This is a genomic window from Shewanella sp. 1180_01, from assembly GCF_052850535.1.
In genome coordinates, this window is sequence record NZ_VXCT01000015.1 from 54457 (window position 1) to 67909 (window position 13453).

At 47.5% G+C, this 13453-nt stretch carries 11 protein-coding genes; 7 read left to right on the forward strand and 4 right to left on the reverse strand.

The genetic code is table 11. The features are described 5' to 3' along the window. The first annotated feature begins 280 nt into the window (after positions 1 to 280). The 4 genes from FW758_RS10490 (at position 281) to FW758_RS10505 (ending at position 7017) form a co-directional block, all read left to right on the forward strand. A complete protein-coding gene (locus FW758_RS10490) occupies positions 281 to 1483 on the forward strand; it encodes a metallophosphoesterase (protein WP_446445340.1) in 1203 nt (400 codons plus the stop codon). Between the two features lie 279 nt (positions 1484 to 1762). Beyond that, positions 1763 to 2557, forward strand: coding sequence for a substrate-binding periplasmic protein (locus tag FW758_RS10495; RefSeq protein WP_446445341.1), 795 nt, complete (start codon positions 1763 to 1765; stop codon positions 2555 to 2557). A 210-nt stretch (positions 2558 to 2767) separates the two neighbouring features. Continuing rightward, on the forward strand, positions 2768 to 3877 hold the full coding sequence (locus FW758_RS10500) for an efflux RND transporter periplasmic adaptor subunit (protein WP_446445342.1): 1110 nt from the start codon (positions 2768 to 2770) through the stop codon (positions 3875 to 3877). Then, entirely contained in the window at positions 3877 to 7017 is a 3141-nt protein-coding gene (locus FW758_RS10505; protein ID WP_446445343.1) for a multidrug efflux RND transporter permease subunit, read from the forward strand. Before FW758_RS10500 ends, FW758_RS10505 begins: the two co-directional genes overlap by 1 nt. A 76-nt stretch (positions 7018 to 7093) precedes the next feature. Here the strand turns inward: FW758_RS10505 and FW758_RS10510 are convergent, their stop codons facing one another. Then, positions 7094 to 8257: a multidrug effflux MFS transporter gene (locus FW758_RS10510; RefSeq protein WP_446445344.1), complete on the reverse strand. Its 1164-nt coding sequence runs from the start codon at positions 8255 to 8257 to the stop codon at positions 7094 to 7096. 142 nt (positions 8258 to 8399) lie between these two features. Between FW758_RS10510 and FW758_RS10515 the strand changes: the two genes are divergently transcribed. After that, a complete protein-coding gene (locus tag FW758_RS10515) occupies positions 8400 to 9167 on the forward strand; it encodes an AraC family transcriptional regulator (protein WP_259213293.1) in 768 nt (255 codons plus the stop codon). A 72-nt stretch (positions 9168 to 9239) separates the two neighbouring features. Here the strand turns inward: FW758_RS10515 and FW758_RS10520 are convergent, their stop codons facing one another. After that, positions 9240 to 10151: a DMT family transporter gene (locus FW758_RS10520; RefSeq protein WP_446445345.1), complete on the reverse strand. Its 912-nt coding sequence runs from the start codon at positions 10149 to 10151 to the stop codon at positions 9240 to 9242. A gap of 193 nt (positions 10152 to 10344) precedes the next feature. On the opposite strand from FW758_RS10520, the gene FW758_RS10525 reads away from it, so the two are divergent. After that, on the forward strand, positions 10345 to 11208 hold the full coding sequence (locus FW758_RS10525) for a helix-turn-helix transcriptional regulator (protein ID WP_446445346.1): 864 nt from the start codon (positions 10345 to 10347) through the stop codon (positions 11206 to 11208). A 293-nt stretch (positions 11209 to 11501) separates the two neighbouring features. Next, positions 11502 to 11975 (forward strand): LabA-like NYN domain-containing protein, encoded by a 474-nt coding sequence (locus FW758_RS10530; RefSeq protein ID WP_012089839.1) that lies wholly within the window; start codon positions 11502 to 11504, stop codon positions 11973 to 11975. Between the two features lie 79 nt (positions 11976 to 12054). On the opposite strand, the gene FW758_RS10535 is transcribed toward FW758_RS10530, so the two are convergent. Beyond that, positions 12055 to 12531 carry a group I truncated hemoglobin gene (locus FW758_RS10535; RefSeq protein ID WP_446445347.1) on the reverse strand — a complete coding sequence of 159 codons (477 nt, stop codon included), beginning with the start codon at positions 12529 to 12531 and terminating at the stop codon, positions 12055 to 12057. Next, complete coding sequence (locus FW758_RS10540) at positions 12528 to 13397, reverse strand: DUF3034 family protein (protein ID WP_446445358.1); 870 nt, start codon at positions 13395 to 13397, stop codon at positions 12528 to 12530. The genes FW758_RS10535 and FW758_RS10540 overlap by 4 nt, the downstream gene beginning before the upstream one ends. Positions 13398 to 13453: the final 56 nt, after the last annotated feature.

Genomic DNA, 13453 nt, shown 5'->3' on the forward strand with positions numbered 1-13453 from the left:
TATCATGTAACTGAAGTCATGATATTGAGACATGAAATAACTGAATAGTGAGGTGGGCAAGTTTAATTTAGCCCGCCTCGTGACTTGTCGATATTAAGCCTTATCCGTATGATTTAGTGTTTTGAATATCTTGAGCGCTTAAGATTAAGCCTTTGAGACTGAACGTTTAAAATTGAACACTTGAGATTAACTTCGTAAAGTTACACATGCGAAGACTCATCAACTCAAGTGTCTAAAATGACAGAATGAATAACTAAAACAAGAACAAGGATGCGGTCTAATGCGAATCAATTCGATACCAGTCGGGGCTCCCCCCATAACACACTCTAATACCCGACTGAGCCGAGCCAGCCAATGGATACTCAAGCGACATAGAAAATTCACGTCCCTGTTATGGCTTGTTACCGCGCTTCCCTTTGTCTCACTCTCCTTTAACTCATTCGCGGCCAATACCAGTGAGGCCGAGCCAGAACTAAAGATTCAAGAAAGCAGCGTCACCGATGGCCCTTATGTGTTTTTGGACAATGCTCAAAAAGACACTGCCTATTGGATTTGCCAGAGTGAGCTTAAACAAACGCCGATTGCGAAGGCGCAGTTAACTCGCCCTGCCAGTTGCGGTGAATTACCAGAGCCCCATCTTCACACACTAGCTGCCACCGTTGAGCCCGATACCTTTACTCATGTCAGCAAAATTGTCGCCCTTAGCGATGTACACGGCCAGTTTGATGTAATGATTAACTTGCTAAAAGCCCATAAGATTATCGACAAAGATAACCACTGGGCCTTTGGTGACGGTCATATGGTAATGACGGGTGACATGTTTGACCGTGGCCATCAAGTCAATGAAGTATTGTGGTTTTTATATGCCTTAGATCAAGAAGCCCAAGCTGCGGGCGGGCGCTTACATCTACTCATGGGCAACCACGAGCAAATGGTGTTTCGCGGCGACTTACGCTACGTCAACGAACGCTATCAAGTCTCGGCAGATTTACTCAAACGCCACTACGATGCGCTCTACAACAAAAACACCGAAATCGGCCAATGGCTTCGCAGCAAACACACCTTAGTCAAAATCAATAATATCTTGTTTATGCACGGCGGCATCAGCCCTGAATGGGTCGAGCGTAAATTACATATCAGCGAGGCTAACCAACTATTTCGTCAGCATTTAGATGATAAAAAAGCCGAGTTGAAGAAAGATGATTTACTCAACTTTCTGTTTTTTACCAATGGCCCGACTTGGTATCGCGGTTACTTTAAAGATGAACTGAAAGAGTCGGATATCGATAGCATACTGAACTATTTCAAGGTCGAGCATATTGTCGTTGGACACACATCGCAGGAGCAAGTGCTTGGTCTCTATCACAATAAAATCATTGCGATAGACAGCAGCATTAAGAATGGTCAATCCGGTGAACTGTTACTTATTGACGCCGGCAAACTCAGCCGCGGTCTGTATCAGGGTGAGCAGGTTTCGCTATAAAATACCTCACTAATATCTTCGCCATAATATGTGAATGCCCAAGCGCCCTAATGCATGAATAAGTTAGGGCGCGAATGTATAAATAAGCAAAGGTAAAACGGGCACCCACCATGGTTCTAAATCTGTAGCGTTCTCAATCTGCATGGCTCTTAATCGGCATAGTTCTAAATCTATATTGCTCTCAACATGCACTCATCTTAGTACTCATAAGTTCGCCAGTTTTTATTAACTCTGACTATACTCAAGCCAAGTGCGACTCACCTAAGTGCTGGAGTAGATATGGGGAAAAAATTACTCACATTATCTGGCTTTTGCTTGTTTATGCTCGGCTTTATCCACCCCGCATTTGCGGGTCGAGAACTCCATTTAGTCGCCACTAACTACCCTCCTTTTTATGCCGATGCTTTACCCGAACAAGGCGGCGTTGCCCAAGTCGTCAAAGAAGCCTTTAAACGCCAAGGCTACAATGCCAGCCTCAAGTTTTATCCCTTCGCTCGCGCAGCCCTACTCGTTAAAACAGGCCAAGCTGATGGTATTATTGGACTCTGGTATCGTAAAGAGCGTGAGCAATGGGCCCAATATTCTGCGCCAATCCAACCCGTACAAATCGTGTTTTATAAACGTAAAGATGCGCCGCTGAGTTTCAGTCAGCTCTCAGAGCTCAAACCCTACACGATTGGCATAGGCCGCGGTTACGCTAATCCACCCGAAATCTTCGCCGCTGGGCTCACCACCGAAGAAAGCAATTCGGATGAAATAAACCTCAAGAAGCTATTTTTAAAGCGTATCGACTTAGTCTTGATTGGCCATAACTTAGCCAGATACTTAATCAAAAAAGGCCCCGCTGAATATGACGATGCCTTTGAACAAGTCGGTCAACCCATAGCGACAGAGGTATTTCACTTAGGGGTGTCTTTGGCCGTGACGGATCATCAGCAGTTAGTGACGGATTTTAATCAAGGCTTAGACAGTATGCGCAGCGATGGTCGCTTAGCTTCTATTTTAAGCCAATTTCCTCAGGTGGAAACGACTCAAGCACCTGTCGAAAAATCGCCTACAGAGGTCCATCCCTAGCGCTCGAGGGGCTTCTCGCTCAGGCCATTTGCACAAAAAAACCACAAAAGCTGCGTTGAATTGTGCTCAAGGCTCAAAAAACACAATTTCTTTCATTTTCGTTCGCTTACCTTTACAAACTTTTACCCAACTGGCGTACGTTATTCACTAGAATAGCGCCATTAGAGCGATTACCTTTTTAAACTGCCTTTGCGCGAGATAATAATTACAATGAAAAAAACCATTATTGCCATTGCCCTGCTTGCGGTTATCGCCACAGCGGTAAGTTTTAGTGATGTCCTTCAAGCGGCTAAACCCGAAAGCGCACCTCATCTTATGCGAACCGTTCCAGTGGTCACGGGTGAAGTCGTTGAATATCCGTTAGCACAATCTATTTCACTTATCGGCAAGCTCGCTGCCGAACGCGCTGTGGTGATCGCGCCGCAAGTCACAGGTAAGATTAAACAAGTCGCCGTGACCTCAAACCAAGCGGTGAAAAAAGGTCAGTTGCTTATCGAACTCGATGATATGAAAGCCCAAGCCGCCGTTGCTGAGGCTAATGCCTTTCTCAACGATGAAAAACGTAAACTCAAAGAGTTTGAAAAGCTGATCAGCCGCAATGCCATCACCCAAACCGAAATTGACGCACAAAAAGCCAGTGTCGATATCGCCCAAGCACGCTTAGCTTCAGCACAAGCGGATTTACATTACCACTCGCTGATTGCGCCGTTTGCGGGTAATACTGGCCTGATTAATTTCAGCGAAGGCAAAATGGTCAGCATAGGCACAGAGTTAATGTCGCTGGATGACTTATCTAGCATGCGCCTCGACTTACAAGTGCCAGAGCATTTCCTGTCGCAATTAAGCATAGGCATGAAAGTGGCGGCCACCAGCCGCGCTTGGCCGGATGAAACCTTTACTGGCAAAGTTGTCGCTATCGATCCGCGCGTCAACGAAGAGACCTTAAACCTTAAAGTGCGGGTGCAATTCGACAACCCAAAAAATCGCTTAAAACCGGGCATGATGATGTCGTCCACTATCACGTTCCCTGCGATTTCTGCACCTATGGTACCAGTACAAGCCCTGGAATATTCTGGCACTAAACGTTACGTATACGTAGTTAATGCCGATCACATTGCCAACCGCACCGAAGTGCAGTTAGGGGCGCGTATCGATAATCAAGTCTTGATTGAAAACGGTTTAAAAATAGGTGACAAAGTCGTGGTGCAAGGCTTAGTGAATATGCGCGATGGCCTGCAAATCAATGAAGTGACGCTCGATGCCAAGGCATCAGCCCGTGCGACTGAGCTTTCAAGCCCAAAAGCTACGGAGACTAAATAATGTGGTTATCCGATGTTTCGGTTAAACGCCCCGTCGTTGCCATCGTTTTAAGCTTACTGCTGTGCGTATTCGGCATAGTCTCCTTCTCTAAATTGTCGATACGGGAAATGCCCGACGTCGAAAGCCCTGTGGTCACCATTAGCACCAGTTACTCGGGTGCGTCGGCGGCCATTATGGAAAGCCAGATCACTAAAACCCTAGAAGATGAACTGACGGGGATCAGTGGTATCGACGAAATCACGTCGACCACCCGTAATGGTAGCTCGCGTATCACAGTGAAATTCCTCCTCGGGTGGAACTTAACCGAAGGCGTAAGTGATGTGCGTGACGCTGTGGCCCGCGCCCAGCGCAGGCTGCCTGAAGATGCGAAAGATCCTGTCGTCTCCAAAGACAACGGTTCGGGCGAGCCCTCCGTCTATGTGAATTTAAGTTCGAGTGTGATGGACCGCACTCAGTTAACGGATTACGCCCAGCGCGTGTTAGAGGACAGATTTAGCCTTATCAGCGGCGTGAGCTCCATCAGTATTTCCGGCGGTTTGTACAAGGTCATGTACGTCAAGCTCAGACCCGAGCAAATGGCGGGCCGCAATGTCACAGTCACCGACATAACGAACGCGCTGCGTAAAGAAAACATCGAAACGCCCGGTGGCCAAGTGCGAAACGACACCACAGTGATGTCGGTGCGTACCAAACGCTTGTACTACACGCCAAAGGATTTTGACTACCTTGTGGTGCGTACCGCCAGCGATGGCACGCCTATCTACTTAAAAGATGTGGCCGATGTGGCTGTCGGCGCACAAAACGAAAACTCGACCTTCAAAAGCGATGGTATCGTTAACATCAGTTTAGGCATTATTGCCCAGTCCGATGCCAACCCTCTGCTCGTTGCCAAAGAAGTACATAAAGAAGTTGATCGCGTACAAGACTTCCTGCCCGAAGGCACTAGCCTAGTGGTCGACTTCGACTCGACCGTATTTATCGACCGCTCGATTAACGAAGTGTATAGCACCCTTTATGTCACGGGCGCCTTGGTCGTACTCGTGCTGTATATCTTCATTGGACAAGCGCGAGCAACGTTAATCCCAGCGGTGACTGTTCCAGTATCTTTGATCTCGGCATTTATCGCCGCCAACATGCTAGGTTATTCGATTAATCTACTGACATTGATGGCATTAATCCTCTCCATCGGTCTGGTGGTGGATGATGCGATTGTGGTGGTCGAGAACATTTTCCACCATATCGAAAAAGGCGAAGAGCCCTTACTCGCCGCCTACAAAGGTACTCGCGAAGTGGGCTTTGCCGTTATCGCCACTACGGCGGTACTGGTGATGGTATTCCTCCCAATTTCCTTTATGGAGGGCATGGTCGGGCTACTATTTACCGAGTTCTCCGTGATGCTGGCGGTGTCAGTACTGTTCTCCTCCTTAGTGGCACTCACACTTACGCCTGTACTGAGCAGTAAATTACTCAAAGCCAACGTCAAACCGAATCGCTTTAATCGTTGGGTCGACAGCGGCTTTGCTCGCATGGAAAGCGTTTATCGCGTCGCAGTGACTCGAGCGATTAAACTCCGTTTACTCGCGCCCTTAGTTATCCTCGCTTGTATCGGCGGCAGCGCTTGGTTAATGCAACAAGTACCGTCACAGCTTGCACCGCAGGAAGACCGCGGCGTGTTGTTCGCCTTTATTAAAGGCGCCGAAGGCACCAGTTATAACCGTATGACAGCCAACATGGACATAGTCGAAGACAGACTTATGCCCTTGCTGGGTCAAGGTGTGCTGCGCTCCTTCAGCGTGCAAGCCCCCGCGTTTGGTGGCCGTGCGGGCGATCAAACGGGCTTTGTGATCATGCAGCTTGAAGATTGGGGCACACGCACCGAATCCGCACAGCAAGCGCTTGGCATTATTAGCAAAGCATTGAAGGACATTCCCGATGTGATGGTTCGCCCTATGATGCCAGGCTTTAGGGGCCAATCGAGCGAACCGGTGCAATTTGTGCTTGGTGGTTCGGACTATGCCGAACTGTTTAAGTGGGCGCAGGTGCTCAAAGAAGAAGCCAACGCCAGCCCTATGATGGAAGGTGCCGATTTAGACTACGCCGAAACCACGCCTGAGCTTATTGTTACTGTTGATAAAGAACGCGCGGCGGAGCTTGGGATCAGTGTCGATGACGTCTCGCAAACCTTAGAAGTGATGCTCGGCGGTCGCACCGAAACCACCTATGTGGATCGCGGCGAAGAGTACGATGTGTACTTGCGCGGTGATGAAAACAGTTTTAACAACGTTGGCGATCTTAGCCAAATCTACATGCGTTCCGGTAAAGGCGAATTAGTGACGCTTGATACAGTGACCCATATCGAAGAGATTGCTTCGGCCCAAAGATTAAGTCACACCAATAAGCAAAAATCGATCACCCTCAAGGCTAACGTCAGTGAAGGTTACACCTTAGGTGAAGGCTTAAAGTTTCTTGATGCTAAAGCCATTGAATTATTGCCTAAAGATATTTCCATTGGCTACACCGGCGAATCCAAAGACTTTAAGGAAAACCAAAGCAGTATCTTCATCGTATTTGGTTTGGCCTTACTGGTCGCTTATTTAGTGTTGGCCGCGCAGTTTGAAAGTTTTATCAACCCATTAGTGGTGATGTTTACTGTGCCTATGGGCGTGTTTGGTGGTTTCTTAGGTCTACTACTCACCAGTCAAGGGATCAACATCTACAGCCAGATAGGCATGATCATGTTGATTGGTATGGTGACCAAAAACGGTATCCTTATCGTTGAGTTTGCTAACCAATTGCGTGACCGCGGCTTTGAACTCGATAAAGCCATTATCAACGCTTCATCCCGTCGTTTGCGGCCAATCCTAATGACAGCCTTCACTACTTTAGTTGGCGCTGTACCGTTAATTTTCTCGACGGGCGCAGGTTCAGAAAGTCGTATCGCTGTGGGTACTGTAGTGTTCTTCGGTATGGCATTCGCCACCTTTGTGACACTACTCGTCATCCCTGCCATGTATCGATTAATCTCGGCAGCGACCCATTCACCGGGATATGTTGAAGCTAAGCTTGAAGCGGCAATTAAAGCACAAGAGTTAGCGGCTCAAGAGACGGCAAAGCAGCAGGAGCTTGCATCTAAAGCCTAACGCTACTCATAGCTGTTGATAATCACATAACAAAAAGCCAAGGCACTGAGTGCCTTGGCTTTTTCTCATTTACGTCTTAAGCATTTTTTACTTTATTGGCTAAGCCAAAATGTAAACCTAAGCCAACACAAAGCAGTGCACTTAACGTAATCACCATACCTAAATGGTGAACGATTCCCGTGCCACCTAAACCCAGTCCCAACAGAATGTAATAAAACAGTCCGAAGAGCGCGCCAGCAGAGCCCGCATAGGTACGGTAGTCTGCCAGAGCCGAGCTGAGTATGTTCGGAATAGCGATACCGTAAGCAATCACAATCAATAGCATAGGCGCTAAAAAGTAAACATTATTCAGCCCTATAAAGGTCGATTGGATCAGCCAAATCCCCAATCCACCGACAAGTGCAATAGCACTGGCTAAGCGAACCAGTCGTGCACCGGTGTGGCCTCGACCCAGCATTATTTTATTAACATAACTGCCAAGGAATGTACCAAAGCCTAACAGTAAGCCACTGGTACCAAAGGCAAGCGTCGATAACCCTTGCGCCTCAAACATAAATGGCGCCAGTGAAAAGTAGCTAAACCACATCAGATTAAACGCCGCCACCAACAAGGTGTTCTTAATAATCCCGCTGTCACTAAGCATCTTAATCGCTAACTCGCCTATGGCGATTTTCTGAGTATGTGCGGGTTTGGTTTCGGGTAAAGATTTTACCGACAAAAATAATAATACGATTGCAGAGACCATGAGTGCGACAAACACACCTTTATAACCCCAATACGCACTGAGAACACTGCCCAATAGCAATCCGATAACTGGGCTTATTCCAAGTGACATCCCCATTACAGAAAATACTTTCGCTAATTCCTCTCCGCTATAACTGTCACGCATCATAGTTTGGGTAATCACAGACCCCACTGCCGCGCCAAAGGCCGACAATATGCGGGCCATCAACAACAGGCTAAAGTCGCTAACCATCAAGGCTAACGCTGAGCCAATGGCATAACAGACTAATCCAGCGAGCATAGCTTTACGGCGACCAATAATGTCGGCTAAGCGGCCCCAGCAAAATACGCCGATGGCAAAGGCCATAAAGTACACAGATAAGGTTTGCGATGCAGCGGCAACCGACACAGCAAAGTTTTCTGCAATATTAGGCAAAGCTGGGCTATAGATGGTTTCCATAATTTGCGGAAACATCATTAGCAGCACAACGAGCCCTAATGGTGGTTTTATATTCATGATTTTTAGTCCATTTCAGTCATCCAAATGAGTTGGTTTACCGAAATGTCGCTCCATACTTGTCAAAGATGGCGCAGTATAGATAAAATCCAAATGTGTCCATTAGCAACACTTAGACAAAAAACATCAAAAATAGGACAAAATGGCCTTTATTCTACCTGAACAGCAATTTAATCCAGACCAGCTGGATAATCTGGTCATTGGCATTGCCGCAGATATGGGCGAACACGACTCGGGAGTGCATTACCACAGAAAAGCACAACTGCTGTATGCCCCCACAGGCGTGATGAGATTCACCCTAGCCGAGACTCAAATGGTGTTACCGCCAACGCGTGCGGCTTGGTTGCCAGCTGGCGTTAAGCACAGCGTCACCATGCGTAATGTGGTTGCCTATCGCTCACTCTACTTTGAACCAGAAACCGTCACTTCATTGCCCGATAAAGTCACTATTTTCCATGTAAACCCGCTACTCAAAGCGTTAATCGACACTATGTCGTTTTGGCCATGGGACAAACCAAGAAGCACTCAGCACAATGCCTTTTTGCTGCTCTGCGAAGAATTGGGCAATGCCGCGGAAGAAAATCTGGCTTTACCCCTCCCACAGGATAAACGTTTAAAAACCTGGCTTGCGCAACTGCAGCTACACCAAAAACCGCCAGCCAATCTTAAGGATATGGCAGTAGAAATCGGAGCCAGTGAACGCACAATTAGCCGTATTTTTAGCGCACAGACGGGAATGGCTTATCAAGCATGGCGCCAGCAATGGCGTTTACTCTCGGCCATTGAACAATTGGCGGCGGGGAAATCGGTGGCGCAGGTGGGCTTTAATCTACAATTTTCCAGTGACAGTGCCTTTATCAGCTTTTTTAAGCAATATACCGGCACCACACCGGCACAATATTTCAAATAAGTACTGGCTCGACTGACTTACAATCGTCGAATCGAGCCTTGCCTCATGTGCATCATGACGCTAGCTGCGACGTTAGGCTTTCAGCGCTGGCGTGGTAGAAGACTTAAACCAAGCAAGCGGTCGTTGGCGGCGCGTTAACATGTTACCGAGCGCGACCAGCAAGAGTCCCACACTTGAATACCAAGTCCAGTGATAATCCTCAAACACACTCGATACACTAAGCGCCACCACAGGGGTTATCACCAACAGATACGCCGCTGCGTTAGCGCCAATTCGCTCAACCAAGATCAAATAAGCGGTAAAGCCAATCACAGAGGCGATAACGGCTAAGTAGAACAAGCTGCCAAGATAACTCGTTGTCAGCGGTAAACTAAAGCTTAAACCTTTAAACCAGATGATCAGCAGTAACGCCGCACTGCCGTAGCACATGGCATATGCTGTCGAGGTAAAAGGCGACACATTATCGCGCGAGTTACGCATGCTGATCATATTGCCAATCGAGAAAAACCACGTACCTAGCAGCGAAAACAGTAAGCCCAACACTAAGGTTTGTGACCACTGAGTCGCGAGCAAATCGGCGCCAAAGAGTAAGATAATGCCCCCCAGACCGACACTGACTCCTAACCAAAAGTTGCGGGTAGTGGGCGTGCCGTAAAAAATGCGGCCATGTATCGCATTAAAAATGGGCGCAGTGGCCATAATCACCGCCGTTAAACCGCTGGCGATATAATGGGTTGCAGTATAAAACGCGATAAAATTCAAACAAAATAGACACACGCCTTGCAGTGCAAACCAAGGATGCTGTCTAAGCTTTACCGCTTGCAGCTTGTTAAAGGCAAAGCCGATGGCGAACATCAACAGGCTTGCTATCGCGAAGCGATAAAAAATCGAGACTTCCGTCGCCACCTCACCGTGCTGCCACTTAATGGCAATCCACGAAAAACCCCACACAAAAATCATCAGCAAATACATCACAGCAGCCATAATGAGTCCCCCTCACCTTCATAAAATACTTAATTAGGCGAACTATACAGCGATGGCTTTCGTCCTTATGTCACCATCTTGTGGGTCATAACACGATATTGCGGTTTTAATCGCGAGCGAACGTTGAGCCGCATTAATAAGTGCGATAATTTGGACAGACGAAACACTTAGCCAGTGAGATAACAAGGACCCCATGGAGCCCAAATACACCAGTTTTGATAAATCTGCTAAAACCTGTATTCGCCAACAAGTGATTACGGAGGATTTATCTTGGGCCCATTATCAAAATGCGGGCGAGCGTTTGTATTACCAAAACGACACACAACACACGCTGAGCATGTATCTGGATGGCGGCTATGAAACCCACAGAACCGATATCAAAGCCGACTATGGTGCGCCCAGCAAGTTTTGCCTTATGCCCCAAGGCTGCCAAAGCCATTGGCAACTCGGGCAACCGCAGCAGTTTATGCATTTGTATTTTAGCGATGAACATCTGAAGAAACTGGCCGTGCGGGTCTTTGATAAAGATCCACGCCAAGTGCGTTTACCTGAGCTGACCTTTGTCGATAATCCGAGGTTAGAGGCGCTATTTCGGCATCAAGTTGCCGGACTCAATTGGCAGACCAGTGATAACCATCTGATTATGGAACAGGTAACCGACACTGTGCTGGTGACGTTACTGCAAAGTTCCGGCTTTAATTTGTCGGTGGGGCCAATCAAGGGCGGGCTAGCACCTAAAGTGGCTAAAGCGATCAAAGAGTTTATTTATTGCCATTCACATCGGCAGATTTACTTGTCTGAACTGGCCGAGATTGCCCAGCTTAGCGAGTACCATTTTTGCCGCATGTTTAAATGCCAATTTGCGATGACGCCGCAGGAGTATTTGCTGCAAGTGCGCATCGAAAAGGTCAAACAAAGCTTGAGCCATTCAACGCAATCCTTGACCGATATCGCCCTCAATAATGGCTTCGCTAATCAAAGCCACATGGGCCGCTACTTTAAAAAACTCAGCGGCATGTCTCCGGGCGAATATCAAAAACATCATCAAGGCCGCTAAGGTACTCAAGCGATTCCCCTGCTCGATTCAATCCTGCGTTAATCTTTGCCCACAGCCTGCGTTTAGGCACGCTGATTAAACTCGGCATTAAAGGGATTATTTTTCAGTGGTATATGAAGTAGCAATGCTGATAAATCAAACGGTTCATTGGCATTATGAGCGTAAAATGTAAGTACAGAGAACATGCTCGCACTGGAAATGACTCAGTAAAGTTCACACTTTCGCGCCTTTCAAAACCGCCAGACCAGTCTGTGTTATAGTCATCCCTTAGCTGCTACTGACGTGAGTACTCTGTGAAGAAAATCGCTTTATTTGTGGATGTACAAAACATCTATTACACCTGCCGTGAAGCCTATGGCCGCCAATTTAATTACCGTAAATTATGGCAACACTTAGGTTACGAAGGAGACATAGCGTTGGCCGTGGCTTATGCCATCCACAAGGGGGACGATGGGCAGTTAAAATTCCAGGACGCGTTAAAGCACATAGGTTTTGAGGTAAAGTTAAAACCGTTCATTCAACGCAGCGATGGCTCGGCCAAAGGCGACTGGGATGTGGGGATCACTATCGATATTATGGAAGCGGCGAGTGAAGTGGATACTGTTATCTTATTGTCTGGTGATGGCGATTTCGATTTATTGCTGCAAAAAATCCATCAAAAATATGGCGTTGAAACCCAAGTCTATGGCGTTCCTACCCTGACGGCTAAATCCTTAAGGGATGCAGCGTCTCAATTTCACCCCATCGATGCAGCGCTCTTGCTCTAGCACCCATAAAAAATGCTGCTATCGATCACGACAGCAGCATCTTAAATTCACTATTTTAGCCATCAAAGTTACAACACCTCTAATGATAGGTAATGTCCGAATACATAGGTGCGAGACGTTTTAGGAGGGCATTGCGGGTCGATAATGGTATGTGTTGCTCCTTCATCGATTCAATTAAATGGCCCACTAAGGCATCAAAATCCGCCTGAGTAATATTCAACCCTTGATGACTCAGTGCCATATTTTCACCGTGATACACACAACCGCCATCAGCAACCAGACAAAAATGCTCAATGGCGCGCTCACGAAATAATGCAATATCCGTCTCTTGGAAGTGATGCACTATGCGTGGGTCGGCTGCTATACGGGCAAGTAAGCCATCGACAATCGCCGATAAACCGGCTTCACCACCTAGCGCTTGGTATAAGGTTTGCTGGCTTGAGGTGTCATTATTTGAGTTAACCTGTGGCGCCGATGTTTCGGCCGTTTGCACTGCGCAGCCAGTGAAAAAAAGCAAAGCGGCGACAGGTAATAGCTTCAGCAATAAACGACTCATAGTGTTCCCTCCACCGACACATACCAACCTTGCTGATCGGCAAAACCCGCAATACTGCCTAAATTCGCATAAGCCGTGACCACGGAAAGATGCTTATTGATAAACCACGCTAAAAACACATCCTGCCAATCATCTTCACGGGCAAAAGCTAACTCATTGGGTTTTTGGCGATATTCGATACCCAGCGCCACATTATCCGTCAGCAATACCGCCGCAGATGCTTCGAGCACAAACTGATAATCATTACTGGCTTGGGTACCAAAACCCAATAAACCCGTTTGATTCGCCTTGGTCGCGCGCACGGTACCATTAAGTAATAAATTGCGCCCCGCCACCGCATCGAAAAATACTTTGCTGGCGGCAATATACACATCTAACCCCCAATCATCCCGCGCCCCAACCGCCTGAGGAAGCGCAAAGTCATCGACTCTTTTATACTGAGCACCTAAGGTGATTTGCGGCATAGCCGTATAAAGTAACTCGCCGGCAAGCTTGTATTTTACCCCAAAGATATCTTGGCCTAACTCGCCGCCCATAGTATCTAAATCAAAGGTTTGCCGCGCAACGCTGAGCTCGAATCGATTATCAAAACTCAAGGAAGCGCCAATCACTTTCAGCGAAAAGTCATCAACATAAACGCCTGTCGCCATCGCCGTAGCGGACCATTCATCGCTACTGCCATAACCGTTGATCACCGCCCACGGCACTATGCCACCGCCAGCACTGCCCTCAATCGTCGTCCCGCCGCCAGTCGCAACCACGCGGCTACCTTCGGCAAACGCAGGAACTGTGCCCAACAGTAAACACAGGCAAGGCAAAGCCTTCACATAATTCCAAGCTAATGAATTCAACTTCAATGCATTCATGGCAATGTTCACTCGCTACTCCGCTATATTCTTTCGAAGACGTCTAATTTTAACGC

Excerpts from the sequence above, each read along its gene's own strand:
- FW758_RS10490 (WP_446445340.1), top strand. The coding sequence starts at position 281 with ATGCGAATCAATTCGATACCAGTCGGGGCTCCCCCCATAACACACTCT.
- FW758_RS10495 (WP_446445341.1), top strand. The coding sequence starts at position 1,763 with ATGGGGAAAAAATTACTCACATTATCTGGCTTTTGCTTGTTTATGCTC.
- FW758_RS10500 (WP_446445342.1), top strand. The coding sequence starts at position 2,768 with ATGAAAAAAACCATTATTGCCATTGCCCTGCTTGCGGTTATCGCCACA.
- FW758_RS10505 (WP_446445343.1), top strand. The coding sequence starts at position 3,877 with ATGTGGTTATCCGATGTTTCGGTTAAACGCCCCGTCGTTGCCATCGTT.
- FW758_RS10510 (WP_446445344.1), bottom strand. The coding sequence starts at position 8,257 with ATGAATATAAAACCACCATTAGGGCTCGTTGTGCTGCTAATGATGTTT.
- FW758_RS10515 (WP_259213293.1), top strand. The coding sequence starts at position 8,400 with ATGGCCTTTATTCTACCTGAACAGCAATTTAATCCAGACCAGCTGGAT.
- FW758_RS10520 (WP_446445345.1), bottom strand. The coding sequence starts at position 10,151 with ATGGCTGCTGTGATGTATTTGCTGATGATTTTTGTGTGGGGTTTTTCG.
- FW758_RS10525 (WP_446445346.1), top strand. The coding sequence starts at position 10,345 with ATGGAGCCCAAATACACCAGTTTTGATAAATCTGCTAAAACCTGTATT.
- FW758_RS10535 (WP_446445347.1), bottom strand. The coding sequence starts at position 12,531 with ATGAGTCGTTTATTGCTGAAGCTATTACCTGTCGCCGCTTTGCTTTTT.
- FW758_RS10540 (WP_446445358.1), bottom strand. The coding sequence starts at position 13,397 with ATGAATGCATTGAAGTTGAATTCATTAGCTTGGAATTATGTGAAGGCT.